This is a genomic window from Bradyrhizobium sp. AUGA SZCCT0283 (assembly GCF_018130385.1).
Taxonomy (GTDB): Bacteria; Pseudomonadota; Alphaproteobacteria; order Rhizobiales; family Xanthobacteraceae; genus Bradyrhizobium.
The window spans coordinates 83,521-108,952 of record NZ_JAFCLU010000012.1; the positions used below are offsets into that span (position 1 = coordinate 83,521).

Genomic DNA, 25,432 nt, shown 5'->3' on the forward strand with positions numbered 1-25,432 from the left:
CCGTCAAAGCACATTGGACAGCCGGCCATAGAGAAGCTCATCGACGCCATCGGCGTAGATGTCTCCCTTGCCGTCGACACGAAGCTGGTATTGCGCGAGGTTCTGGGTGGCGTGCCCCCAGATCTGCTGGCCGCCTTTCTCGCAGTCGTACCGGCCGTAATGCCCTGGACAATTCAGCGTTCTGTCCTCTTTCGAGTAGTTCAACGGAAATCCCTTGTGCGGACATACGGTTGAGAAGCCGACGATATCGCCGTCAGGACCTATGCCGCCCGGCACGCGCGTTCCGAGTTTGATCAGGACGCCCGGCGCGTCCTTGTCCGGATAGGTTACTTCGAGCGGCTCGTTGACCTTGAGCTGCGATACGCTTGCCAGCCGGTTCGACGGATAATTGACCCGTGCGGTGGTGGGGGCGGCGTCGGCTTCGGTTGGCAGGATCGTCGTTGCTGCCGCGCCAGCTGCGGCGATTCCGGCTCCGCTCAGAAATCGGCGGCGGCCGGCGTCGACTAGGTTGCTACACCCCTTCATATGGTTTCCCTCCCGGAGATAATTATTTGACGCACGTTTCCTCTGCAGGAGGCGGGCCAATTTGAAAATGTGAGAGAAATCAGTGACTGCGTGCGCAATTGGCCGGTGCCGCTGCGCGAAGGTGTTCGGCAATCCGAACATGCTGCAACGCCGTTTGTTCGGAAGTCCGACGCGATTCTGTATTGGACGCTGCGCGACAAAGCACCGCTGGCTCCGAGGCGCCGACAAGATGTCAAGACGGACTGATTGATTTCTTCCGAACCCGGCGGGGCCTATGTTTCCGCGCTCAATCCGAGGCGGCGCATCTTCTCCCAAAGGGTCGTGCGCCCAATTCCAAGGAGTTTTGAGGCGGCCCCGACTTCGCCGCCAGTTGCTGCCAGCGCGCGGAGGATGTGGCGCTTCTCCGCGCTCTGGCGGATGTCCTCAAGAGATCCCATTTGCAAAGCCAAGGCGCTATCGTCGCTCTGTTCCGGAAACAGATCGCCAGGCATTACCCATTGTCCCAGTCCGAGCACGACAGCTCGTTCCATCCTGTTGCGCAGCTCACGAATGTTACCTGGCCAGCCGTAGGACAACGCAGCTTCTTCCGCCAGACTACTGATTCCCTTCAATGACGTTTCCACCCGGCTCGCACTTTCCGCGAAAAAGCGCTCCATGAGCCAGGGAATATCCTGCAAACGCTCCCTGAGGGGCGGAGTTCTTACCGAAACAACATTGATGCGGTAGTAAAGGTCTTCACGAAACCGGCCGGCCGATACCAGCTTGGGAAGATCCGCGTTCGTGGCGGCGACCAGGCGCCCCTTGAACGGGACCGGCCGCTCGCCGCCAATGCGAAAGAAGGACTTGTCTTCGATAAGGCGCAGCAGCTTGGCCTGAAGTTCGGACCTGAGTTCGCCGATTTCATCCAGGAAAAGAATGCCTTCTCCGGCCCGTTCGGCATAGCCGAGATGTCGCTGGGACGCCCCGGTGAATGCTCCCTTCTCATGGCCGAGCAGCTCGCTTTCCAGCAATTCTCCGGGAATCGCCGCGCAATTCACGGCCATGAAGGGCCGATCGCCGGTACTGGACATGGCATGGAGAAACCTGGCTGCAACTTCCTTTCCGCTCCCGGTTTCTCCGGTTATGAGCACCGTCGAATTCAGCTTGGCTATCCGCGTCAGAAGCCGCTCAAGGTCTTTTATGGCTGGCGCGAGTCCAAGAACGTGGCTTCCCGTCGCTAGCCTTGGGCTCATCAATTCGCCAAGACGGACAAGGAAGTCGTCAATCTCGAACGGCTTCGTAAAGTAGTCGGCTGCACCTGCGCGCATCAACCGTACAGCCTGATCGATATCACTGTAGCCTGTGATGAAAACGAAGGGAGGCGAGCCGGAGGAACGAGCCGCCTCGCGAAAGAGATCCTCACCGCTGACGTCGGGGAGCCGGATATCACAGACGATTGCGTCGAACTTGTTGGATGACATTTCCCTGGCGGCATCTCTTCCGCGCTGCCACCATTTCACCGTCACGCCTTCAAGGGAGAGACGTTGGACGATGCTTTCGCCCATGATCTGATCGTCCTCAACGAGGCCTATCACACGTTCACTAAGCGACATTGGATAGCTCCTCTACCTGTGGGATCGGTATGTCGAGCTTCACGGCGGTGCCGCCGGAATCCGGATGTTCCACTACAATCTGGCCGTTAAGGTCGGCGATGAGTCGGCTGACGGTCCAAAGGCCCAACCCTCCACCGTCGAGCGGGGGACGCGCACCGGAGCGGCCTGTGAGAACCTCCACCTCGCGGGAGGGCAAACCAGGTCCGCGGTCAATGACGGCAATCGCCAGTCGCTTACCGATAGTTTCCGCTGATACGCGCACCTCCGATCCTTCGGGCGCCGCTGCGACGGCGTTGAGGATCAGATTCAGCACAGCCTGACGGATTGGCGTGCTCGGCAGGCGAATGTCGCCGGTCAAAATATTGAAGATGATGATTTTCACGGATTTCCGTCTCGCTTCAGAGCCAATCAGCAAGCCCAAATCATCGATGTCCGCAGGTGAAAGGTCTCGCATGACGGCGTCTGTGCGATAGATCGTCAGCGTTGTCCGGACGACGTCACGGATGCCGACCAGGCCGCGCTCTAACAACCCTAAACTGCCGTCGCGAACGCTGCTCAAGTGCCCATGAGACCTGAGCGTGGCAAGCGCATTGAACAGTCCGCCGAGCGGGTTGTTGATCTCGTGCGCTAAGGCGGAAGCAAGTCGGCCGAGGCTACCGAGACGCTTCTCTTCGGCGAGCCGCTTTCCCATCTCCTCCCGTTCCTTCATCGACCGGACCAAAGCATTGTAGCCCCGGAACAATCGTCCAAATTCGCCTCTGGTTGCTGACACCACCGCCTCGGGGATTGGCACCGCCAAGGTTTCGCGAGCGACGCCCAGATGCTCGGACAGAATGCGGACCGGTCGCATCATTCGCGCCACCAGGAACCAGCCGGCAGCCGCGAGCAAGATCGTCAGCGCTCCATTGGTCAATGCAAGCGCAATCACAACGTCGCGCCGCTCCGCGGCGAGATGGCTGGTATCAAACGTCGCATAGATGATACCGGCGATTCGACCGGGATATGACAATACGCGCACCGCTTTCGCGCTATCCGCTCCGGCATTGAAGCGAAAGCTTGCCGACTCCGAACTTATGCTGTGTTCGGGTGGAATGGTCGATGCAACAGGATGACGCTTTGGATCTGATGCTGCGATTACGGCGCCGTCGGCATTGGTCACGATCGTCTCTATCGGATGCAGACTCTTATTGGTCGTTTGCGCTCGTGCAATCGCATCGTAGATTTCCCAATTGTCCTCTCGCAGTATCGATGGAGCGATCGCCGATGACAGACCGTCAAGGTAACTTTGCGACAATTCGATGAGGTGCCGCTCTTGGGACTCAGTAAGACGTGAAAGAACCCGCTCGGACAAAACGAGTCCCACCAAAATCATCAACGCAGCGACGGCGAGGGGAACTTTCACTGTGATTGGCCAGGAGCGGTCGAGGAAAATGCTCATGGAAATCACCCAGCCGCCGTAACAAGCGCCGCCTTCGATGCAATTGCGTCGAATGAAGCAGGATCTTCCGCTCCGAAACCATCCAAACGGAGCATCCTCAAAACGGCGCGACCTTCGTCGTCCTTGTGCATTTCCCAAAGAGCTTTAGTGAGAGCTTCGAGGCGCATTTGATCGACCGGTACCCTTGGAGCTGCTATTGGCGGAAAGCCCAGCCATTCTGACGCTTTCAGAATTCGAGTACCCGCGGTCACCTTGGGCTCAAGCTCGGCAACGACCTCGTAAACGTAACCGTCGACGGATCCCGAGCCCGCAAGTCCCGACGCCACCGCCCGGATCACATTGCGATGACCGTAGGTGAAAAACGTCTTCGCAAAGAACGTTTCTGGCCTAAGATGACGCTCGGCGAGAGCCGCCCGCGTGACGAGAAAACCTGAATTGGAGTCAGGGTCAGAAAACGCGTGAATATCACCGCGCAGGTCAAGAATTCCGCTGCCTTTCCGATCCCGGTCGACAATCAGATAAGATTGATAGAGCGGCTTGTGATGCCAAAGCGGGACCGCGACAAGCTGAAGTTCTGCCCGGTGCGCGACATATGGAAATCCGCAAATCCAGGCCGCATCAAGTTGGCCCGAGGTAAGCAGGGCTGTGATTTCCTGATAGGTGCGTCGCGTAACGAGAGAAACGGGGTATCCAGTCGCCCGCAGCAGATAAGATTGCAGCCGCCCAAGGAGTTCGAGGTCGTTAGTGAGAAAAACAGGAGTGAGGCCAAACCGAAGGGGTCCGTTGGCCGCAGTTCTTGTTGCGGCGCCGCCAAACGCCGACGCAAGCACGGCAGATGCAGTTGCTCTGAGCAATTCACGTCTGTCCAGCCGATGGTTCAGACCAACGCCCATGACCTCCCCATGTCGTTTGTTTGCATTTTTACGATCTTAGCGCGGTTTCAAAGGTCGCGAAACAAGCGTATCTACGGCCCCGGCACAGAGCTGGTGGCGGGCCTGCCCTGTTCTCACGGCTTACCCGATGGCCCGTTTTCGCGACGGGCTAACAACGGATAGATGATCTCGCCCGACCTCCCTGCCGAACTGAAAGCCGCGCTCGACGGCAAGCTGCGGGGCTTTTCGCGCAGCGACGCCGCCGGCCGCGCCGCGTCGATTTCGAAAACCTATCGCGACGGCGGCGGCTCCGGCGGCATCAGGTCGGAGACCGATGCACTGGCCTATGCGCTGGCGCGGATGCCCGCGACCTATGCCGCGGTCACGGCCAGCCTGAACGCGCTGGTCGAGATCAGGCCGGACTTTGCCCCGACAAACCTGCTCGATGTCGGCGCCGGGCCGGGCACGGCCACGTGGGCTGCGGCCGAAACCTTCCCGTCGCTGCAGGATTTTACGCTGCTCGACGCCAACGACGCCTTGCGCGCGCTGGCGCTCGGCCTCGTCGCCGACAGCTTTCGCCTGCGTGACCTCAACTACGAACGCGGAGAAGCGCGCGCTGCCCTGACCAGAGCGGATACGGCCGATCTTGTCGTGGCGAGCTACATGATCGGCGAAATCAGCGATGGCGAGCGACGCGCACTCACTGAGCTGATGTGGGAAAGGACCCGCGACACGCTGCTCGTGGTCGAACCCGGCACGCCTGCCGGCTATGCCCGGATCATCGCGTTGCGTGAGCGGCTGATCGCGTTGGGCGCACACGTCGCCGCCCCCTGCCCGCACGACGGCAAATGCCCGCTGCAGCCGCCGGACTGGTGCCATTTCACCCAGCGCCTGCAGCGCTCCCGTGCGCATAAGCAGGTCAAGGGCGCGGAGCTGCCCTTCGAGGATGAGAAGTTCACCTATGTCGCGCTGACGCGCGCGGCGGTTGCACAGCGTCCCGCGCGCGTGCTGACTCAACCGGCCGTCAGCAAGGTCGAAATAGCAGCGAAGCTCTGCACTCCGGAAGGTCTCGCCCTCACAAAGGTGCCTCGCCGCGCCAAGGCGGATTACGCCGCCGCCCGGCGTTGGCGGTGGGGCGATGCCGTTAATTGACCCGGAATCTCAAGATTATCAGGGGCGCAAGGGCGCCCCTTAGTTCGATGCTTTGCATCGCCCCGGACTGACCGCGGAGCGTTGGCCTTGAACTTATCCCGCCTTACATCCGACTAAAGCCATGCCCCAAATCGCGGGCGGGCTGCCGCGCGCCCGGTTTTTCGTCTAGGTTCTCTGCCTCTTCGTCCCACAGGAGTTGTCCGTCATGTCGACCGGCTGGATCGTTCTCGGCGTCATTGTCATCATCGCGTTGTTTGCCCTCGGTGCATATAACCGCCTGGTCGCGCTCAGCCAGCGCGTCAGTCAGGCCTTTGCCGACATCGACGTCCAGCTCAAGCAGCGCCACGATTTGATCCCGAACCTCGTGGAGACCGTGAAGGGCTACGCCAGCCACGAGCGCGGCACGCTCGACGACGTCATCAAGGCGCGCAATTCGGCGATGTCGGCGCAGGGGCCGGCGCAGGTGTCCGCCGCTGAGAACCAGCTGAGCGGCGCGCTCGGACGCCTGATCGCGCTGTCGGAGGCCTACCCGGACCTCAAGGCCAACGCCAACTTCCAGCAGTTGGCGGGTGAACTCTCCGACCTCGAAAACAAGATCGCGGCCAGCCGCCGCTTCTTCAACAACGCGGTCCAGGAATACAACACCGGCATCCAGCAGCTTCCCGCGGCGCTGTTTGCCGGCATGTTCGGCTTCACCCGCAAGGAATTCTTCGACCTCGGCGCCAGCCGCACCGAAGTCGAGGTCGTGCCGACCGTGAAGTTCTGACGCTTCAAACATCCGGCAGAGCAGCCTTATCATGGCCGCGTATGGTCTCTACACGCATATCGCATCGAACAAGTTTCGTTCGATGCTGCTGCTCGCCGGCCTTTTTCTCCTGATCTACGTGCTGGTCTTTGCCGGCGCGCTGGTCGCGGAAGCGCTGATGCATAGTGACCAGTCGGTCGACTATTACCTGATGCGCGCATCGCGCGACCTGATCGCGGCCTTTCCCTACGCGACCGGTGTCGCCGCGCTGTGGATCGTGATCGCCTATTTCTTCCACCAGAACATGATCGACGCCGTGACCGGCGGCGAGAGCGTGACGCGGCAACAGCAGCCGCGGCTCTATAATCTCCTGGAAAATCTCTGCATCTCGCGCGGCATCCCGATGCCGAAGCTGAAGGTGATGGACAGCCCGGCCTTGAACGCCTTCGCGACCGGCCTCAACCGGCGGCAATATTCCATCACGGTGACATCGGGCCTTCTGCAGGCGCTCAACGACCAGGAGATCGAGGCCGTGCTCGGCCACGAGCTCACACACATCCGCAACGGCGACGTGCAGCTGATGGTAGTCGCCGTGATCATCGCCGGCGTCGTGGGCTTTTTCGGCGAATTGTTCTTCCGCATGTTCACCAACCTGTCGTGGAATTCGAGCGGCAGCGGCTGGTCGTCATCATCGTCTTCATCGTCCTCTTCGTCGTCGTCCGACCGCGACAGCAAAGGGGCCGGCGGCGCGATCATTGCGGTCATCATCGCGGTGGTGCTGATCCTGCTGGCCTGGCTGTTGTCGCAAGTCGTCAAGCTGGCGCTGTCGCGGTCGCGCGAATTGCTGGCCGACGCCGGCTCGGTCGAACTGACCAAGAATCCCGATGCCATGATCACGGCGCTGCGCAAGATCGAGAACCGCGGCGAGCTTCCCGGCGCAACGTCCGCGGTCATGGAGCTCTGCGTCGACAATCCGCGCGAGGGATTTGCCGACCTGTTCGCGACCCACCCGTCGGTGGACAGCCGCGTCAAGGCGCTGGTGCAATTCGCCGGCGGTCATGACCCCGGCCCGCTCGCCCTGCCGTCGGATCCGGCGGACGAATCCGACGAGCCGGAGGAATCGGCCGCCGGGCAGCTCCAACCGCCGGTTCCCCGCGGTCCGTGGAGCGACTCAAGCGAGCCCGCAGGCACTCGCCCCGGCCGCTCAGAGGGCCCTTGGGGCCGGCACCGCTGAGCAGCCGGCCCCGGATTAACGAATTCCGTACGAATAATGGCGGTGGCCGTCTAAGGAATTGAATTCTCCCTTGTTTCTGCCATGTTCGCGCCCAAAGCAGGGAATGGGACCTGCCGGGCCGCTCCCGCGGTCGCAGACGCTGTTCAAGGGAATTCCATGGCAAAGCCAGTCGTGATTGTGGTGGGCGCGGACAAGGGCGGGGTCGGCAAGACGACCGTGTCGCGGACGCTCCTGGATTACTTCAGCGCCAACAACGTGCCGACCCGGGCGTTCGACACCGAGTCGCCGCGCGGCACCTTAATGCGCTTCCACCCTGACATCACCGAGATCGTCGACATGACGACGACCTCGGACCAGATGAAGATCTTCGATACGCTGAACGCGGCCAGCCCCTCCGTCACCGTGATCGACGTCCGCGCCGGACTGTTGTCTCCGGCGCTGGCCTCGCTGCGCGACATCGGCTTTCTCGATGCGGCGAAGGCCGGACAGATCACCTTTGCCGTGTTCCATATACTGGGACCCTCGATCGCCTCACTGGACGAAATCGCCGAGACCGCGAATTTCATGCAGGGCGCCAAATATTTCCTGGTGAAGAACTTCATCAACGACACCCAGTTCTTCCAGTGGGACCAGGCGACCTACAATTCCTATTTCCACCGCATCAAGGACGCCACCGAACTGACGATCCCCAAGCTCAACGAAATGGCCTATGAGCAGGTCGAGGTGTCCTCGGTGCCGTTCCTCAAATTCGTCGCCAACAAGGGCAAGGAAGACGAAGCCGCGAACTATTCGTTCGTGCTGCGCGGCTATGTCCGGCACTGGCTCGCCAACGTCTGGAGCGAGTTCGACCGCATCAAGCTGACCGATCTCGTCGGCGCCAAGCCTGGCGTGCGCGGCGGTGAAAAATAGTCGCGCATCCGCCGCGATGGGGGCTGGATTAGCCGAAAAATTCCTTTGATATAGCGGGTGATGAGCCCCACGCCTGTCTACATCATCTGCTCGCCCCGGCCGCTGGTCGGCAAGACGCTGCTCGCGCGGCTCTTGAGCGAGTTCCTGCTGCTGAAAGACGGCGCAGTGTCCTCCTTCGACATCAACCTGAAGGAACCATCGCTGCTCGAATATCTGCCGCGCCTGACCGAGACGGCCGACGTCATGGACACCTATGGCAAGATGCAGCTCATGGACCGCCTGATCGTCCATGACGGGGTCGCCAAGGTGGTCGACCTCGGCTTTCACGCGTTCGACGAATTCTTCAAGATGACCCATGAAATCGGCTTTCTGAAGGAGGCCGCGCGGCGCAGCGTCGCGCCAATCATCCTGTTCGTGGCCGACACCGACCGCGTTTCCGCGCGCGCCTATCCGATGTTGCGGGAGCAGATCCCGCTGAACGCGCTGATCACGATCGACAACGAGTATGTGGTGCGAGGCGAACTGCCCAAGGATATGGGGCTGGGGCGGGTGCTGCGAATAACGGCCCTGCCCTCGTTCCTGAAGACCTATGTCGACCGGTTGACTTTCTCCTTCACCGACTACCTGCGCAACGAGCGGGATTCATCGACCGAGCTGCACCAGTGGATACGGAAGAACTACACCAGCTTTCGGGAGCTCGAGTTCAGCCTGCTCGCGCAGCGGTCGTGAGCTTCTGCACGGCAGATAATATTACCCGGGTAATATTGACGCCGAACGACCGGCCTGCTATTGGCTCGTCAGACCCAACCCACCCCGCGAGGCATTCCGTGACATCAGCGAGAAAGGCAGCCATCGCCGCCTACAAGGAGCGGAAAACGATCGCGGGTGTCTTCGTCATCCGCTGCAAGGCCTCGTCCGAGACATGGGTCGGCCAGACACCCAATCTGGAGAAGATCCAGAACCGGATCTGGTTCACGCTGCGCCAGGGCAGCCACACCTGCCGCACCCTGCAGGCGGCCTGGACCGCGCATGGACCTGACAGCCTGACGTTCGAGGAATGCGAACGGCTGGAAGAGGAAGAGACGCCCTATATCCGTGCTGCGCTGCTGAAGGAGCGCGCGCTGCACTGGCGGTCGCAGCTCGGCGCCGAGGCGGTCTGACGTTGTAGTCGTCCCTGCGAAAGCAGGGACCCATACCGCGTTGCTCTCTCGATTGAGACGAGATGGCAATCGCCTTACACAACAACGACCGACGGTGGCTATGGGTCCCTGCGTTCGCAGGGACGACAAGCGGCGAGTTTCGAGAGATGAAAACTTAATGCCCCTCGAACGCCATTAGCGTGCGCACCGGAACATCCATCGCGCGCAGCTTGGCGGCGCCGCCGAGATCGGGCAGATCGATGATGAAACAGGCCGCGACCACGTTGGCGCCGATCTGGCGCAGCAGCTTCACCGCGCCCTCCGCCGTGCCGCCGGTGGCGATGAGATCGTCGACCAGGATGACGCGCTCGCCGGGCTGGATCGCATCGACATGCATTTCCATTTCATCGAGGCCGTATTCCAGCGAATAGGCGATGCGCACGGTGGTGTGCGGCAGTTTGCCTTTCTTGCGGATCGGCACGAAGCCGGCGGAGACCTGATGCGCCACCGCCCCGCCCAGAATGAACCCCCTCGCCTCGATGCCGGCGACCTTGTCGATCTTCAATCCCGCCCAGGGCTGCACCAGTTCGTCGACCGCGCGGCGGAAAGCGCGCGCATCCGCCAGCAGGGTGGTGATGTCGCGGAACAGGATGCCCTTTTTCGGGTAGTCCGGAATGGTGCGGACGGTGGCCTTCAGGTCGTGATCGAATGTCATCGGTATCTCGCAATCCTCAATTGACTGGTACGTTCAGACGAAAGGCGTTTTCGACGATACGCAGTCCCACCTCGCCGCCGAGCGACATCAGCGATTCCGGGTGAAACTGCACGCCGCCGACCGGCAGGGTCTTGTGTTCGATCGCCATCGCGACGCCGTCCTCGGTGGTCGCGGTGACCTCGAGAACTTCCGGCACGCTGTCGCGCTCGACATAGAGCGAATGATAGCGGCCAATCACGATTTCATTGGGCAGGTTCTGCATCAGCCGCCCGCCGCGCACCTGTACCCGCGACGGCCGCCCGTGCGCGGGGTGGGTGAGCTGGACGAGCTGGCCGCCGAAATATTCGCCGATCGCCTGCACGCCGAGGCAGACGCCGAAGATCGGCAGTTTCCGGTCGAGCGCAGTGCCAATGGTTTTTGAAATCCCGAAATCCTCCGGCCGTCCCGGACCCGGCGACAGCACCAGGAGATCCCAGTTCTTCTTCAGCATCTCCTGGGCATGAACGTGCCGGACCACCGTCACGCTCGCGCCGACCTGGCGGAAATAATCCGCCAGCATATGCACAAAGCTGTCGTCGTGATCGATCAGCAGCACCTTGCGGCCCGAGCCGGTGGCGTCGGGCGCAAATGCCGACAGCGGTTTTGGCGCATCGCCGCGCAGTGCCTGGAACAGCGCCGCCGCCTTGACCTGGCACTCGCGGTCTTCCGCCGCGGGATCAGAGTCAAAGAGGCAGGTGGCGCCGACGCGCACCTCGGCGAGACCGTCCTTCATGCGGATGGTGCGGATGGTCAGCCCGGTATTGATGCTGCCGTCGAAATTCACGGCACCAATGGCACCTGCATACCAGCGCCGCGACGACCGCTCATTGTCCTCGACGAACTGCATGGCCCACAATTTCGGTGCGCCGGTCACGGTGACCGCCCAGGCATGGGTCAGGAAGGCGTCGAGCGCATCGAAGCCGGGGCGCAGCATGCCTTCGACATGATCGACGGTATGGAACAGCTTTGAATAGGTCTCGATCTGCCGCCGTGCCAGCACCTTGATGGTGCCGGGCACGCAAACGCGCGCCTTGTCGTTGCGGTCGACATCGGTGCACATGTTGAGCTCGAACTCGTCCTTTTCCGAGTTCAACAGCTGCCGGATCTGCTCGGCATCGCCGATCGCATCGACGCCGCGCGCGATCGTGCCCGAGATCGGACAGGTCTCGACCCGCCGCCCGTCGGAGCGAACGAACATTTCCGGCGAGGCCGACACCAGAAATTCGCCGTCGCCGAGATTCATCAGCGCGCCATAGGGCGACGGGTTGATGCGGCACAGCCGCTGGAACACTTCGGCCGGCGAACGCTCGCAGGCCTCGGCGAACAACTGCCCGGGCACCGCCTCGAACAGGTCGCCGCGTGCGAATGCCGCGCGCGCGACCTCGACGGTGGCCTGATATTCGCCGGGCGCGTGATCGGCAAAGCCCTGCCGCGGCGTCCTGGCGTAAACGCTCTCGGCGGTGTCGCGCGGCAGGCCCTTGGTGGATTTTCCTTTCCAGGAAAAATCATAGCTCAGCACGACGCCGCGGCCGGTGGCGCGGTCATAGGCCAGCAGGCGATCCGGCACATACAGCACGATGTCGCGCTGGTCGCTCTCCCGCGCCCGCTTCTGCACCAGGTCCTCGATCTGGAATACGAGGTCGTAGGCGAACGCGCCGAACAGGCCGAGCAGCGGGTCGTCATTGGCTGACAAGGCGGCGACGAGATCGCGCACCAGCGACATCACGCTGGCGCGGCGCGTGCGCTGGTCCTCCTCGACCGGCGCCGCCCCACGGATGATGTGGCCGGCCAGGCGGGTCGGGCCACGCTCCGAAATGACCACGCAGGGCTCGCGCAGCACATCGCCCAGAAATGCGATCAGCACCTCGCCGCGCGCATTCAGCGCCGAAAGCGAAAAGTTGGCGCCGACCGTTTCCAGCACCAGCGGCGGATCGGCAAAGCCGAGGTCGAAACTCTCGTAGCGGCCCGGCACCGTGGTACCGGAAGACAGCACCACACCGCGGCGGCGGTCGAGCAGCTCGATCAGGTCGTCGAGGCGCTTGGCATTGCCGGTGAACTGCTCGACGGCGCGCGAAATCGCGAGGCCGCCGCTGGTCCGGTAGTCGCTGCGCTCGGGCAGTGAGAAGGCTGTCCTGTTCATGTGATCCTCTTACGAAACTTCGGGAGGGCGCGCCACACAGGACAAACGAAGGGACCGTCGCACTGCGATGGCGACCTTCGACGATTGAAAAAATGAAATCGCACCGGTCACCTCTTAGGAGGTGCGCCACCAAAGACGGGATGGGCTGATAACGGTGCTCATGGGAGCCTAATCACATCCGCCGCTGGCGATGTCAAGAGACGGACGGGCCAGGACGCCTCGTCCCGGGCCGATCCCGGGGTGTCGGAAAACGGAAAAATTGCGTAGGATTTGAGCAAGCAGCGGCGCTTCCAATGCGCAAAGATTGCAAACAAGGGAGGCAGGCGATGGCATTGCTGGGTCTGGGATATGCCGGTTTCGGATCTGATAACCTTGAGGACTGGCGGCAGTTCGGGACCGGCCTGGTCGGGCTGCAGGCGGTCGAGCGCGGCAACTCGCTGCTGGCGTTCCGGATGGACGACCGCAAGCAGCGCATCGTCATCGACCGCGCAATGGGCGAAGGGGCGCGCTTCTTCGGCTGGGAGGTTGCCGACGGCGCGGCGCTGGATGCGCTGGCGGCGCGGCTGGAAAAAGCCGGCGTGCCCGTCACCGCCGAACCGCAGACGCTGGCCGACGCCAGGCGCGTCCGCAGCCTGATTTCGTTTCACGATCCGGCCGGCAACCGGCTGGAGGCGTTTTACGGCCCCGAGATCGACGATACGCCCTTCACGCCGGGACGTTCGATCTCGGGTTTTCGCACCGGCCCGCTCGGGCTTGGACACGCCGTGTTGACGGTCGAGAGCATCGCTCCTGTGATGGCGTTCTATGTCGACGTGCTCGGCTTCGGGCTTTCCGACTACATCTCAAAACCGTTCCGCGCCTATTTCTTCCACGTCAACGCGCGGCATCACAGCCTGGCGCTGATCGAAACCGGCAGGAACGGCATGCATCATCTGATGGTGGAGCTGTTCTCGCTCGACGATGTCGGCCAGTGCTACGACATCGCGCTAACCCAGGAAGATCGTGTCAGCGTCACGCTCGGTCGGCACACCAACGATTTCATGACCTCGTTCTATGCCAAGACGCCGTCGTCCTTCATGATCGAATGCGGCTGGGGTGGCCGCGAGATCGATCCCGCGACATGGCAGCCGGTCGAGATGCATGACGGCCCAAGCCTGTGGGGCCACGAGCGCGTCTGGCTGCCGCCCGAAGACCGCGCGGTCGCGCGCGAGATGCGCATGCGTGCGGCGGCTTCCGGACTGCGCGCGCCGGTGCAGGTGATGGAGGGCAATTACAAGCTGATGTCGGGCACGTGCGCGTGGTGGGACGGGGTGCGCGGGAGCGGAGCGTGATTGTAGCTGTCGTCCTGCGAACGCGACAGTAAAACCTACTGCCGGTAACACCCCTGCTCGATCTCCTCGATCAAGCCGCGCGCCTTGGGCTTCCAGCCAAGCTGCCGCGCGCGCTTCGCGCGCACGCGGCTGTTGGATGCCATCGTATCCTCCGTCGTGCCCTCGCCCCATTCGGCGGCAGCTTCTGCCATTGACATCGCCGTGGGCGGTCCCGCAAGATCCAGCATGCGGTTGATCGCCTCGCAGGCTTCGCGCATCGAATTCTCGCCGTTCTCGGCGAAATAGAAGCTGCCTGCCGGCGCCTTCTCGATGGCAAGCGCATAGAGGGTCACGAGATCGTCGATATGCACGTTCGACCAGATATTCTCGCCGGGTCCGGCATGCGCCGCATTGCCGCGCTTTTTTGCCAGGCTGATCAGCAAAGGCACCTGCACGCTGTCAGGTCCGGCGCCAAGGCCGAGGCCGTAGATCAGGCTCGGACAGATAACGACCGGCCGGCAGTCCTTGTCGCGATGGGAGAGAATGAACTCGTTCAACGCGACCCGCGCTACGCGCGCAGGCGATGGCGTGACGGCAGTGTCTTCGTCGAAAATGGCATCTGACCGCTCGCCCTTGGCGCGCGTGCCGACAATGCTTGAGCCCGATGTGTGGATGAACGGCTTGCCGGTTCCGGCGAGCGCGCCAAGCAGGCTCTCGACGGCGCCCTTGTGATCGGCGCTCGCCGCATTGACGACGACGTCGGCGGCCTGCGCCGCTTGCGCCAGAATTTTCCCGTCGTCGAGCGTTCCCAGCACAGGCTGGATGCCCCGCGCGCGAACCGCCGCGGCCTTCTCGGGCGAGCGCACCAGGCCCGTTACCTGATGTCCGGCGGCGATGAGATGAGCCGCAACCGATCCGCCGATATAGCCCGACGCGCCCGTGCAAAAGATTTTCATTCACGGTCTCCACCGTCATTGCGAGGAGCGAAGCGACGAAGCAATCCATGTCGCCGCCTTCCTCACGATGGATTGCTTCGCTTCGCTCGCAATGACGAGGAAGCGACCAGTTATCCGAGATGCTTCCTGAAAAACTCCGTCGCCCTGCCCCAGGCGAGTTCCGCGGCCTGGCGGTCATGCACGGATTGCCGCTGCTCGTTGACGAAGGCGTGCTCGGCGTCATAACGGAACAGTTCGAGCGACTTGCCGGCGGCCTTCATGCCCTGCTCGAAGGCATCGACCACCTGCGGCGTGCACCAGTCGTCCTTGTTGGCGAAATGGGCCTGCAGCGGAATCTTCACATCCGCAGGCTTTGCCGCCTGCTCCGGCGGGATGCCGTAGAACACCACGCCGGCCGCAAGCTCCGGAATTTTGGCGGCGCCGATGATGGTCACCGCGCCGCCGAGGCAGAAGCCGGTCAACCCGACCTTGGCGCCGTTGCGCGACAGATATTGCACGGCGCCGCGCACGGTCTGCGTGGTGGCGTCCATGAAATCCAGCGAGTTCATCTCTTTTCCGGCCGCATCCGTGTCGTGATACGGCACCACCGTGCCCTTGTAGAGATCGGGCGCCAGCGCATCGAAGCCCGCCACCGCGAAACGGTCGCACAGGCCCTTGATCTGGTCCTGCAGGCCCCACCATTCCTGGATCACCACCACGCCCGGCGCATTGCCACGCGCAGCGTTGGCGAGATAGCCGCTGGCATCCTTGCCGTCCGGCCGCTTGAAAGTGATGCTGGTACCCATGGGTTCCTCCGCGCTGATTTCTGAATGATTGGCCGGCATTTTGTCCGCAGTGCGCTCCGGAAGCAATCGGGTTGCTCCGTCATTCCGGGATGGTCCGAAGGACCAGACCTCAGGTGTGCAATTGCACACCGGGGAATCTCGAGATTCCGGGCTCGATGCTTCGCATCGCCCCGGAATGACATTGCCCAACAAAAAAGCCCCCGCAGGGGCTTTTCCGAAAATTCGCGATGAAGAAGTGATCAGTGGGCGTTGGCCCAGACCTTCTTCTTGGTGAAGTACAGCAGCACGGTGAGCAGGATCAGGAACACGAACACCTGCAGGCCGAGCTGCTTGCGCGCCTCCATATGCGGCTCCGCCGTCCACATCAGGAACGTGGTGACGTCCTTGGCGTATTGCGCGACCGTCGCCGGCGAGCCGTCGTCGTAGGTGACCTGGCCGTCGTTCAGCGGCTTCGGCATCTTGATGGCGTGGCCGGGGAAATATTTGTTGTAGTAGGAGCCCTCAGGCAGGTTGAAACCGGCCGGGGCCTTGTCCTCATAGCCCTGCAGCAGCGCAGCCACGTAGTCCGGACCCTGCTCCTGGTATTGGGTAAAGAAGTCGATCAGGAACATCGGGAAGCCGCGCTTGTAGGAACGCGCCTTGGGAATCAGAGACAGATCGGGAGGTGCCGCGCCGCCATTGGCCACGCGGGCCGCTTGCTCGTTCGGGAACGGCGACGGGAAATAGTCCGCCGGCCGGCCCGGCCGCTCGAACATCTCGCCCTGATCGTTCGGGCCGTCCTTGATCTTGTATTCGGAGGCAAACGCCGCGGCCTGCGCCACGGAATATCCGGGACCGCCGGCATCGGCGAGGTTGCGGAACGCGACATAGGACAGGCCGTGGCAGGAGGAACAGACCTCCTTGTAGACCTTCAGGCCACGCTGCAATGCGCCGCGATCGAACTTGCCGAAGGGGCCGGAGAACGACCACTTCTGTCCGGGCGGCGAAGCGCCATGATCCTCGGCGCGCGCGTCCTGCACGCTGCCGGCGAACAATCCGCCCGCAACGAGCAGTGCAATCACCGCCGAAGCCATGGTCGCGCTCTTGCGGCCGGACTTTGCCAGCACGTCATCGGCGATCGAATTCGGTACCGGACGCGGCTTCTCGATCCGGGAGAGCAGCGGCAGCAGGATCAGGAAATAGGCGAAGTAGCAGACCGTGAGGATGCGGCCGACGATCACATAGATGCCTTCCGGCGGCTGGGCGCCGAGATAGCCGAGCCCGATGCAGACGACGACGAACATCCAGAAGAACTGCTTGGCGAGCGGACGATATTTCGACGAGCGCGTCTTGGCGCTGTCGAGCCAGGGCAGGAACGCCAGGATGATGATCGCACCGAACATCGCGATCACGCCGGCCAGCTTGTTCGGGATCGAGCGCAGGATCGCGTAGAACGGCAGATAGTACCATTCCGGGACGATGTGCGCGGGCGTCACGCCGGGATTGGCAGGATTGTAGTTGTCGGCGTCGCCGAGGTAGTTCGGCATGTAGAAGATAAACCATGCGAAGAACAGCATGAAGCAGGAGACACCAAACATGTCCTTCATGGTCGCGTAGGGCGTGAACGGCACCGTGTCCTTTTCGGTCTTCGGCTCGACGCCGGCCGGATTGTTCTGGCCCGCGACATGCAACGCCCAGACGTGCAGCACCACCACGCCGGCGATCACGAACGGCAGCAGATAATGGAGCGAGAAGAAGCGGTTCAGCGTCGGGTTGCCGATGGAATAGCCGCCCCACAGCAGCGTCACGATGCTCTCGCCGAAATACGGCACGGCCGAGAACAGGTTGGTGATGACGGTCGCGCCCCAGAAGCTCATCTGGCCCCACGGCAGCACGTAGCCCATGAAGCCGGTCGCCATCATCAGGAGGTAGATGATGACGCCGAGGATCCACAGCACTTCACGCGGCTCCTTGTACGACCCGTAATAGAGACCGCGGAACATGTGAATGTAGACGGCGAAGAAGAACATCGACGCGCCGCTGGCGTGGATATTGCGCAGCAGCCAGCCATAATTGACGTCGCGGACGATGAGCTCGACGGACTTGAAGGCGAGATCGGCATGCGGCGTGTAGTGCATCGCCAGGATCACGCCGGTCAGGATCTGCACGCCCAGCATCAGCGACAAGATGGCGCCGAACGTCCACCAGTAGTTCAGGTTACGCGGCGTCGGATACGCCACGAACGACGAATGCATGAGTCCCATGATCGGGAGGCGCCGTTCGATCCACTTCAAGGCGGGATTGGTCGGCTGGAAATCGGATGGTCCGCTCATTGATGCGATCCTGAGGAAGTAAAACGACGCGACGGGTTAAGGGGTCTCGGACAAGGTCCGAGCCCTTAGCCGATCTGGATTTTGGTGTCGGAAACGAATGTGTAGGGCGGCACGGGCAGGTTGCTCGGCGCGGGTCCCTGACGGATGCGGCCCGAGGTGTCGTAGACCGAACCGTGGCAGGGGCAGAAGAAGCCGTCGTAAGCGCCCTCATGGGCGATCGGGATACAGCCGAGATGCGTGCAGATACCGATCACGACCAGCCACTGGTCATGACCGGCCTTGACGCGCTGCTCGTCGCTCTCCGGATCGGGCAGGCTCGATACAGCCACCTTGCGGGCCTCATCAATCTGCTTCTTGGTCCGGTGGCTGATGTAGATCGGCTTGCCGCGCCAGAACACCTTGATGTCCTGTCCTTCGGCGATCGGGGCCAGGTCGACCTCAATCGGCGCGCCGGCCGCGATCGTCGAGGCATCCGGGTTCATCTGGGAAACCAGCGGCCACACCGTGGCAGCCGCGCCTACGGCGGCGACGGCTCCCGTTGCAACAAAAAGGAAATCACGGCGTGTCGGATGGTCCGCCGAAGACGCTGTCGTCACGATTCCAAGCCCTTTCTTATCTGCAGCCAGCGGAACCGCCCCGGAGGCGCCAAAAGCGCGATCCGGAAGAGGCTGCCGGCGCCCGCGGCCCCCGCGGCGGCAGAAAAACCGCTTTTCCTCCCCCAATCCGGCGGAACAAGCAGTCCAGAATCGTTCTATTGGCACCCTTGCCGTAAGAGCGCAAGCCCGCTATCGGCTCGCAAGCGTGCAATGCACTAAATCCGCGCCCGACCGTGATTTATTCAATACATTTCACCCGCGCTTCCGAAGTCTCGACACCATGCAGATTGCGCTTTTCCAGCCCGATATCCCTCAGAACACCGGGACGATCCTGCGCCTGTGTGCATGCCTGGGCGCGGCCGCCCATATCATCGAGCCGGCCGGATTTCCGACCTCGGACCGGCATTTCCGCCGGGCGGGAATGGACTACCTCGATCACGTCGCGCTTACTCGTCACGACTCATGGCAAAAATTCGAGCAATGGCGTAACGAAGCGGGTTTCCGGCTGGTGCTGTTTACGACCAAGGGAGCCGGTTCCTATCTGGATTTCAGCTACCGGCGGGACGATGTCCTGCTGTTCGGGCGGGAATCCGCAGGGGTCACGGCTGAAGTCGCCGCCGCTGCCGATGCGCGGCTGGTGATCCCGATCAGGCCGGACTTGCGTTCGCTCAATGTGGCCATGGCGGCCGCCATGGCACTGGGCGAGGCGCTGCGGCAGACGGATCACCCGATGGCGGGCGAGATCGGTTCCAGGGAGAAGGTGTGAGCTACGCGGTCAAAGAGATATTCCTGACCTTGCAGGGCGAAGGCGCGCACGCCGGCCGCGCGGCGGTGTTTTGCCGTTTTTCCGGCTGCAACCTCTGGAGCGGCCGCGAACAGGACCGCGCCGGCGCCACCTGCAAGTTCTGCGATACCGACTTTGTCGGCACCGACGGTACGCTGGGCGGCCGCTATGCCACGGCGGACGAACTCGCCGACGTCATCGCCGGGCAATGGACCGGCGACAATACCAACCGCTATGTGGTCCTGACCGGCGGCGAGCCGCTGCTGCAGGTCGATAGCCCCTTCATCGATGCGCTGCATGCGCGCGGCTTCGCCATCGGCATCGAGACCAATGGGACGATCGAACCGCCCGACGGGATGGACTGGGTCTGCGTCAGCCCGAAAGCCGGCGCCGACCTTGTGGTGCGCCGCGGCCACGAATTGAAGCTGGTCTATCCGCAGGCCGGCGCCGCGCCGGAAGATTTTGCGGAGCTCGATTTCGAACGCTTTTCGCTGCAGCCGATGGATGGGCCCGAATTGATCGAAAACACCGCGCGCACGGTCGACTACTGCCTGCGCCATCCGCAATGGCGGCTCAGCCTGCAGACGCACAAGACACTCGGCATCAGATAAGCACTTGGCATCAGATAGGATTCAGATTTTCAAGATGTGGGAACTGACGAAATCATTTCGCTTCGAGGCCGCGCATTCGCTGAAGGGCACGACCTTCGGCGCGGCCAGCGAGGAAATTCACGGCCACTCGTTTCGCGCCGAGGTGAGCGTGCGCGGCACGCCCGATCGGCAAACCGGCATGGTGCTGGATCTCGGCCTGCTCGAACGCAGTATGGAAGAGGTCCGCAAGACGCTCGACCACAAGCTCCTGAACAAGGTCGAGGCGCTGGGAACGCCGACGCTGGAGAACCTGTCGCGGTTCATCTGGGAACGGGTCCAGCACGCCGGCAAGATCACCCGTGTCAGCGTTCATCGCGACAGTTGCAACGAGAGCTGTACCTACTTTGGGCCGCAAGGCTAGGAGATAGATTTTTCCGTCATTGCGAGCGGAGCGAAGCAATCCATCGTGCCGCGAAAAGAATGGATTGCTTCGTCGCTTCGCTCCTCGCAATGACGTAGAGGAAGGTTAGGGAATTCCGAATGGATGTGTCGCTGATTGAAGATCGCAAGACGCGCGCGAGAGCCTGGTTCGAAGCCTTGCGCAACGACATCTGCGCGGCCTTCGAGCGGCTGGAAGACGATGCGCCGGCTTCGCTCTATCCCGGCGACGCCGGACGCTTCGTGCGCACGCCCTGGGACCGCACCGACCACACCGGCAAGCCCGGCGGCGGCGGCGTGATGTCAATGATGCACGGGCGGCTGTTCGAAAAGGTCGGCGTGCACTGTTCCACCGTGCACGGCGAGTTCGCGCCGGAATTCCGTGCACAGATTCCGGGCGCGGCCGACGATCCCCGGTTCTGGGCGTCTGGCATTTCGCTGATCGCCCACATGCGGAACCCGCATGTGCCGGCCGTGCACATGAACACCCGCTTCGTGGTCACCACCAAGGCGTGGTTCGGCGGCGGGGCTGACCTGACGCCGGTGCTGGACCGGCGGCGCACCCAGGAGGACCCGGACACACTGGCCTTCCATCAGGCGATGAAGGAAGCCTGCGGGGGATCGAACGGTGTCGCCGACTACGGCAAATACAAAAAATGGTGCGACGAATATTTTTACTTGCCGCATCGCAAGGAAGCCCGCGGCATCGGCGGCATTTTCTACGACTGGCACGATTCCGGCGACTGGGACGCCGACCTCGCCTTCACGCAGGACGTCGGCCGCGCCTTTCTGAAGATCTATCCCGAACTCGTCCGACGCAATTTCGCCCTCCCCTGGAACGCCGCCGACCGCGAGGAACAGTTGATCCGGCGCGGGCGCTATGTCGAATTCAACCTGCTGTACGACCGCGGCACCATCTTCGGGCTGAAAACCGGCGGCAACGTGGATTCTATTCTCTCGTCGATGCCGCCGGAGGTAAAGTGGCCATGATTGGACTGTCATGATCGGCTTGTCATGACCGATCGCTAGGGTGCGAATCGCGTCATGCATTACAAGGAGCAGATCATGGATTTGAAACCGGGCGATGTCGTCATTCTGAAGTCCGGCGGCCATCCGCTTAGCGTGGTGGAAGTCAACGACGGCAATGTTGCGTGCGTGTGGATGGGCAACGAAGGCGATCTCTTTCGCGAGACGCTGCCATTGGCGGTGCTTGAACTCGCCGAGCACGATACGTCGGATGACGAAGAGGAAGACGACGAAGAAGACGATGACGACGAAGAGGAAGAGGACGAAGAGGACGAGCACAACAAGGTCGCCTGAGCGATTTCGGCGTCGTCCGGCATCCACAGCCCGGCGACGTCGTTTCCTGGAATTGGACCCCGTGCAGGGGATCTGATATTCGCGGCAAGTCGACCGCGGCTTCCCGCGGTCGACAGCGCTGGAAGCGAAATGGCCGTGAAACGATGACCCACCTGCCCCGTGCCATGCTGATCGACATGGACGACACCATCCTGTCAGCCTATGGCCGCCCCGAGATCGCCTGGCACAACGTCGCCGCGGAATTCGCCGCCGAGTTCGGGCCGTTGACCTCGCAGCAGGTTGCTACCGCCGTTCTGGATTCCGCGCGCAAATTCTGGGCGGTCGCGGGAGCCGAATGGCGGCTGAAGCTGGATGAGGCGCGGCGCGTGACCGTCACGCGCGGATTTGCCGCCCTTGCCGCAGGCGGCCACACGCTGCCCGAGGATCTTGCGGTACGGCTCGCCGACCGCTTCACCGCCTACCGCGAAGAGGAAATGTTCGTCTTCCCCGGCGCGCATGACGCCATCGACGGACTGAAGGCGCGCGGCGTCAAGCTGGCGCTGGTGACGAACGGCGCCGCCGGCGCCCAGCGCGCCAAGGTCGAACGTTTTGCGCTGTCCGACCGTTTCGATCACATCCAGATCGAGGGCGAGCACGGTTTCGGCAAGCCGGACGAGCGCGCCTATCTGCACGCCATGCAGACGCTCGGCGTCACCGCATCCGAAACCTGGATGATCGGCGACAATCTGGAATGGGAGGTCGAGGCGCCGCAGCGGCTCGGCATCTACGCCATCTGGATCGACGTGCATGGCGACGGCCTGCCGCCGGATTCCACCGTGAAGCCCGACCGCATCATCCGCTCGCTGACGGAACTGCTGCCCCGCGGGCGTTGATAGAGCGGTTGAAGTTCCATTGTCGGTCTAGATCAGTGCCGCAGCACCGCCGTGATCATGACGACGCCGCCGACCATCACGGCGGCATCGAGGATCGCCGTGTGGATATGCACCGGCATGCGCTCGACGAAGGCTTTTGCGAGGAACGCGCCGGGAATCGCGATGGCGCCGATCAAGAGCGCAAAGGCCAGCACCTGCGCGGTGACGACGCCGGCCAGGCCGAATACCGAAATCTTGATGACGCTGGTCACCACCGAAATCATGGCGTCGGTGGCAATCACCGCCGCTCCCTCGAGCCCCGACGCCATCAACAGCGACAGCAGGATCACACCGGAGCCTGAGGTGCCGCCGACCACCACGCCATAGCCCACCGCGCTCACACCGAGGCCGGTGTCGCCAATCCTGATCTCGCGCTTCTTGGCCAACCGGCGCAGCGGCACGCTCAGGATCAGCATGCTGCCGATCACCAGCGCCGCGCCCGCGCTGCTAAGCCGCGTGTAACCGTAGGCGCCGAGCGCGGTGGTCAGCGCGGCGGCCCCGATCACAATCAGGGCGCGCCTCCGGTCGGCGTAACGGAAATAGGCCACGAAGCGGCTGATATTGGTGATGATCGCCGATATCGCGATGATCGGCACCACGGGCTCGGCCCCGATCAGCGGCACGAGCACCAGCGGCATCAAGGCGCCGGTGCCATAGCCAGCAAGGCCGCCGACGATGGAGGCCAGCAGCGCCGTGCCACCAACCAGCACGAGCTGGCCGAGCGAAATGTCGGCGAAGCCGGCGAGAATATTCACAGCCGGTGGTCGCGAGTGAAACGGGCGGCGGTCTGGTCGGCGATCGCGGCAAGCGCGGATGCATCCAGCGGAAAATCCGCGGCCAACCAGGCGTTCTCCGCAAGCGTCAGCACGTGACCGAGCGCGGGGCCCTCGGCAATACCGCGGGAGATGAAATCGGCCGCCCTCAGCGGAAATTTCGGCGCGCTCCAGCGCTGCGGCAAGGTTGCGAGGTGGTGCCAGCGCGCGCCGTCATTGCCGACGCCCCCTGCCCGCGCCCATGCCAGCATCAGCCGGTCGCGGTAGGGATCCTCGCCGAGCCGATAGAGCAGCTGCCGTGCCCGCGCGTCGTCCTTGCTGGCGAGCCGCCACCAGCGATGGCCCATCGAGTCCAGCGCCTTGGTTTCCGCGTTGGAAAGCCGAAGCCGCGCCGAAACGCGCCTGGCGTCCTCGGTGACGGCGACCGTGAGCGCGGCGAGCCGGCGCACGGCGTTCGGCGACAGCCCCAGCGCGCGTTCGGCCGCGATCATCGCCGCGAACGTCCCGGTGTAGGCGATGCCGCCGAAGATCGGCAGCAGCAGGCCAGCATCCGCCATCGCCTGCACCGCCACCGCGGCGCCTTCCGCGATCAACAGCTTCAACATTTCCATGCGCACGCGCTCGGCGGAAAGGCTCGAAAGTCCCGCGCGCCCGTCGATGCAGGCGAGATATCCGGTACGGTCGGGCTCACCCGCCCCGTAGGCGGCATGCATGCGAAAGAAGCGCAGGATGCGCAAATAATCCTCGGCGATGCGCTGGTTGGCATCGCCGATGAAGCGCACGCGTTTGGCTTCGATATCGGCAAGCCCGCCGACATGGTCGTGCACGATGCCGTCGGCATCGACGGAGAGCCCGTTGATGGTGAAGTCGCGCCGTTCCGCATCGCGAACCCAGTCGCGCCCGAACGCAACCTTGGCCTTGCGGCCGAAGGTCTCCATATCCTCGCGCAAGGTCGTAACCTCGAACGGATGCGATTCGACGACCAGCGTGACCGTGCCGTGGTCGATGCCGGTCGGCACGCATTTGATGCCGGCTGCCTTGGCGCGGCGGGCGATCTCGTCGGGCAGCGCCGTGGTCGCGATGTCGATGTCGCCCAGGGGAATTTTCAAGAGCGCATTGCGCACGGCGCCGCCGACCACGCGGGCTTCCTCGCCATCGCCATTGAGCAATGCGAGCACGCGCGCGGCCGGACCGGATCTGATCCAGGGCGCGTCAGACAGCACGCGGACCTCGCTCATTTCTCGACTCCGGGAACCAGCTTGCCGTTTTCGAGATGCGCGGGAACGTAGGTCGAATCCGGCGGTGCGCCGGAGAATTGCGCGAGCATGACGAAGCTGATCACGACCAATAGCAACGATCCCAGCACCAGTTTGGCGATAAGGTGCGCCGGCCAGGAGGAGGACACCAGCACTCCGGAACGGGTGGCGATCAGGAACAGCGCATAGGCCGCGAACGGGATCAGAAAAATCGCGACCTCGGTCAGGACCGGACGGATCATGCGAGATAAATCCGCTCATACAACACGCGCAGAATTCCCGCCGTCGCGCCCCAGATGTAACGCTCGGCGAACGGCATGGCGTAATAGGAGCGCTCCATGCCGCGGAATTCCTTGGAATGGATCTGATGGTTCTCGGGATTCATCAGGAACGCCAGCGGCACCTCGAAGGCGTCGACCACCTCGCCTTCGTTGATCGTCAGCTTGAAGCCGGGTTTCACGCGCGCCACCGTCGGCAGGATGCGAAACCCGAAGGCGGTTCCATAGAGGTCGAGATAGCCGATCGGCTCGATGAAGTCGCGCTTGAGGCCGACTTCCTCCTCCGCCTCGCGCAGGGCGGCGTCGAGAGGGGAAGCATCGGTTGCGTCGATCTTGCCGCCTGGAAAGGAAATCTGGCCGGCGTGGCTGGACAGATGCGGCGAGCGCTGCGTCAGCAACACGGTCGGCTCGCGGTGATCGACCACCGGGATCAGCACGGCCGCCGGGCGCACCGGCTGCTCGCGCGCGACGATCTCCAGCATGCGATCGTTGCCCTCATCGCCGGTTTTCGGAATGATATCGGGATCGATCAGGCCGGGAGGCACGTCGAAGTTCAGTCTGGCCTGGCTGCGCGCGAAAAATTCCGCCGAGTTGACCGGAGCCGCCTCCATCTTTTTCAGCAT

General features: G+C 62.9%; 27 protein-coding genes. 13 read left to right on the plus strand and 14 right to left on the minus strand.

What is annotated here, in order from left to right; all coding sequences use genetic code 11:
- Positions 1-3: 3 nt before the first annotated feature.
- The 4 genes from JQ624_RS18160 to JQ624_RS18175 all read right to left on the minus strand — a co-directional run bounded on the left by JQ624_RS18160 (position 4) and on the right by JQ624_RS18175 (position 4,448).
- Complete coding sequence (locus JQ624_RS18160; RefSeq protein WP_212420275.1) at positions 4-525, minus strand: arsenate reductase (azurin) small subunit; 522 nt, start codon at positions 523-525, stop codon at positions 4-6.
- A 272-nt stretch (positions 526-797) separates the two neighbouring features.
- A complete protein-coding gene (locus JQ624_RS18165) occupies positions 798-2,117 on the minus strand; it encodes a sigma-54 dependent transcriptional regulator (protein ID WP_212420276.1) in 1,320 nt (439 codons plus the stop codon).
- Positions 2,107-3,555: a sensor histidine kinase gene (locus JQ624_RS18170; protein WP_212420277.1), complete on the minus strand. Its 1,449-nt coding sequence runs from the start codon at positions 3,553-3,555 to the stop codon at positions 2,107-2,109. The genes JQ624_RS18165 and JQ624_RS18170 overlap by 11 nt, the downstream gene beginning before the upstream one ends.
- A 5-nt stretch (positions 3,556-3,560) precedes the next feature.
- The gene (locus JQ624_RS18175; RefSeq protein ID WP_212420278.1) at positions 3,561-4,448 is read right to left on the minus strand and encodes a PhnD/SsuA/transferrin family substrate-binding protein; all 888 of its coding nucleotides are present in this window, start codon (positions 4,446-4,448) and stop codon (positions 3,561-3,563) included.
- A gap of 162 nt (positions 4,449-4,610) precedes the next feature.
- Here JQ624_RS18175 and JQ624_RS18180 point away from each other — a divergent pair, with 162 nt between their 5' ends.
- From JQ624_RS18180 to JQ624_RS18205, 6 genes are all read left to right on the plus strand, one after another.
- On the plus strand, positions 4,611-5,579 hold the full coding sequence (locus JQ624_RS18180) for a small ribosomal subunit Rsm22 family protein (RefSeq protein ID WP_212420279.1): 969 nt from the start codon (positions 4,611-4,613) through the stop codon (positions 5,577-5,579).
- A 205-nt stretch (positions 5,580-5,784) separates the two neighbouring features.
- A complete protein-coding gene (locus JQ624_RS18185; protein WP_212420280.1) occupies positions 5,785-6,345 on the plus strand; it encodes a LemA family protein in 561 nt (186 codons plus the stop codon).
- Positions 6,346-6,376: 31 nt separating this feature from the next.
- Positions 6,377-7,558: a M48 family metallopeptidase gene (locus JQ624_RS18190; RefSeq protein ID WP_212420281.1), complete on the plus strand. Its 1,182-nt coding sequence runs from the start codon at positions 6,377-6,379 to the stop codon at positions 7,556-7,558.
- A 156-nt stretch (positions 7,559-7,714) separates the two neighbouring features.
- Positions 7,715-8,467 carry a hypothetical protein gene (locus JQ624_RS18195; protein ID WP_212420282.1) on the plus strand — a complete coding sequence of 251 codons (753 nt, stop codon included), beginning with the start codon at positions 7,715-7,717 and terminating at the stop codon, positions 8,465-8,467.
- A 60-nt stretch (positions 8,468-8,527) separates the two neighbouring features.
- A complete protein-coding gene (locus JQ624_RS18200) occupies positions 8,528-9,196 on the plus strand; it encodes a hypothetical protein (protein WP_212420283.1) in 669 nt (222 codons plus the stop codon).
- Between the two features lie 98 nt (positions 9,197-9,294).
- Positions 9,295-9,627 carry a GIY-YIG nuclease family protein gene (locus tag JQ624_RS18205; protein WP_212420284.1) on the plus strand — a complete coding sequence of 111 codons (333 nt, stop codon included), beginning with the start codon at positions 9,295-9,297 and terminating at the stop codon, positions 9,625-9,627.
- 154 nt (positions 9,628-9,781) lie between these two features.
- On the opposite strand, the gene JQ624_RS18210 is transcribed toward JQ624_RS18205, so the two are convergent.
- Entirely contained in the window at positions 9,782-10,321 is a 540-nt protein-coding gene (locus JQ624_RS18210; protein ID WP_212420285.1) for an adenine phosphoribosyltransferase, read from the minus strand.
- Between the two features lie 16 nt (positions 10,322-10,337).
- Positions 10,338-12,500: an anthranilate synthase component I gene (locus tag JQ624_RS18215; protein WP_212420286.1), complete on the minus strand. Its 2,163-nt coding sequence runs from the start codon at positions 12,498-12,500 to the stop codon at positions 10,338-10,340.
- 326 nt (positions 12,501-12,826) lie between these two features.
- Here JQ624_RS18215 and JQ624_RS18220 point away from each other — a divergent pair, with 326 nt between their 5' ends.
- A complete protein-coding gene (locus tag JQ624_RS18220; RefSeq protein WP_212420287.1) occupies positions 12,827-13,831 on the plus strand; it encodes a VOC family protein in 1,005 nt (334 codons plus the stop codon).
- Between the two features lie 35 nt (positions 13,832-13,866).
- Here the strand turns inward: JQ624_RS18220 and JQ624_RS18225 are convergent, their stop codons facing one another.
- The 4 genes from JQ624_RS18225 to petA all read right to left on the minus strand — a co-directional run bounded on the left by JQ624_RS18225 (position 13,867) and on the right by petA (position 18,459).
- On the minus strand, positions 13,867-14,766 hold the full coding sequence (locus JQ624_RS18225) for an NAD-dependent epimerase/dehydratase family protein (protein ID WP_212420288.1): 900 nt from the start codon (positions 14,764-14,766) through the stop codon (positions 13,867-13,869).
- A 110-nt stretch (positions 14,767-14,876) separates the two neighbouring features.
- Positions 14,877-15,551 (minus strand): dienelactone hydrolase family protein, encoded by a 675-nt coding sequence (locus tag JQ624_RS18230; protein ID WP_212420289.1) that lies wholly within the window; start codon positions 15,549-15,551, stop codon positions 14,877-14,879.
- A 239-nt stretch (positions 15,552-15,790) separates the two neighbouring features.
- The gene (locus tag JQ624_RS18235) at positions 15,791-17,863 is read right to left on the minus strand and encodes a cytochrome c1 (protein WP_212420290.1); all 2,073 of its coding nucleotides are present in this window, start codon (positions 17,861-17,863) and stop codon (positions 15,791-15,793) included.
- Between the two features lie 65 nt (positions 17,864-17,928).
- Complete coding sequence (petA, locus tag JQ624_RS18240) at positions 17,929-18,459, minus strand: ubiquinol-cytochrome c reductase iron-sulfur subunit (RefSeq protein WP_212420291.1); 531 nt, start codon at positions 18,457-18,459, stop codon at positions 17,929-17,931.
- Between the two features lie 280 nt (positions 18,460-18,739).
- Between petA and JQ624_RS18245 the strand changes: the two genes are divergently transcribed.
- The 6 genes from JQ624_RS18245 to JQ624_RS18270 all read left to right on the plus strand — a co-directional run bounded on the left by JQ624_RS18245 (position 18,740) and on the right by JQ624_RS18270 (position 22,463).
- Complete coding sequence (locus JQ624_RS18245) at positions 18,740-19,225, plus strand: tRNA (cytidine(34)-2'-O)-methyltransferase (protein WP_212420292.1); 486 nt, start codon at positions 18,740-18,742, stop codon at positions 19,223-19,225.
- The gene (queE, locus tag JQ624_RS18250) at positions 19,222-19,854 is read left to right on the plus strand and encodes a 7-carboxy-7-deazaguanine synthase (RefSeq protein WP_212420293.1); all 633 of its coding nucleotides are present in this window, start codon (positions 19,222-19,224) and stop codon (positions 19,852-19,854) included. Before JQ624_RS18245 ends, queE begins: the two co-directional genes overlap by 4 nt.
- 34 nt (positions 19,855-19,888) lie before the next feature.
- Positions 19,889-20,254, plus strand: coding sequence for a 6-carboxytetrahydropterin synthase (locus JQ624_RS18255; RefSeq protein WP_212420413.1), 366 nt, complete (start codon positions 19,889-19,891; stop codon positions 20,252-20,254).
- A gap of 119 nt (positions 20,255-20,373) precedes the next feature.
- A complete protein-coding gene (gene hemF, locus JQ624_RS18260; RefSeq protein ID WP_212420294.1) occupies positions 20,374-21,261 on the plus strand; it encodes an oxygen-dependent coproporphyrinogen oxidase in 888 nt (295 codons plus the stop codon).
- 75 nt (positions 21,262-21,336) lie between these two features.
- On the plus strand, positions 21,337-21,591 hold the full coding sequence (locus JQ624_RS18265) for a YodC family protein (protein WP_212420295.1): 255 nt from the start codon (positions 21,337-21,339) through the stop codon (positions 21,589-21,591).
- 143 nt (positions 21,592-21,734) lie between these two features.
- The gene (locus JQ624_RS18270) at positions 21,735-22,463 is read left to right on the plus strand and encodes an HAD family hydrolase (protein ID WP_212420296.1); all 729 of its coding nucleotides are present in this window, start codon (positions 21,735-21,737) and stop codon (positions 22,461-22,463) included.
- Between the two features lie 32 nt (positions 22,464-22,495).
- On the opposite strand, the gene JQ624_RS18275 is transcribed toward JQ624_RS18270, so the two are convergent.
- Genes JQ624_RS18275 through JQ624_RS18290 form a run of 4 tightly spaced genes read right to left on the minus strand, consistent with a single transcriptional unit; the run spans position 22,496 to position 25,432 of the window.
- Positions 22,496-23,257, minus strand: a complete 762-nt coding sequence (locus JQ624_RS18275) for a TSUP family transporter (RefSeq protein WP_212420297.1) — start codon at positions 23,255-23,257, stop codon at positions 22,496-22,498.
- On the minus strand, positions 23,254-24,513 hold the full coding sequence (locus tag JQ624_RS18280) for a CCA tRNA nucleotidyltransferase (protein ID WP_212420298.1): 1,260 nt from the start codon (positions 24,511-24,513) through the stop codon (positions 23,254-23,256). The genes JQ624_RS18275 and JQ624_RS18280 overlap by 4 nt, the downstream gene beginning before the upstream one ends.
- Positions 24,510-24,773 (minus strand): DUF6111 family protein, encoded by a 264-nt coding sequence (locus JQ624_RS18285; RefSeq protein ID WP_212420299.1) that lies wholly within the window; start codon positions 24,771-24,773, stop codon positions 24,510-24,512. Before JQ624_RS18285 ends, JQ624_RS18280 begins: the two co-directional genes overlap by 4 nt.
- Positions 24,770-25,432 (minus strand): CoA pyrophosphatase, encoded by a 663-nt coding sequence (locus JQ624_RS18290; protein WP_409334346.1) that lies wholly within the window; start codon positions 25,430-25,432, stop codon positions 24,770-24,772. The genes JQ624_RS18285 and JQ624_RS18290 overlap by 4 nt, the downstream gene beginning before the upstream one ends.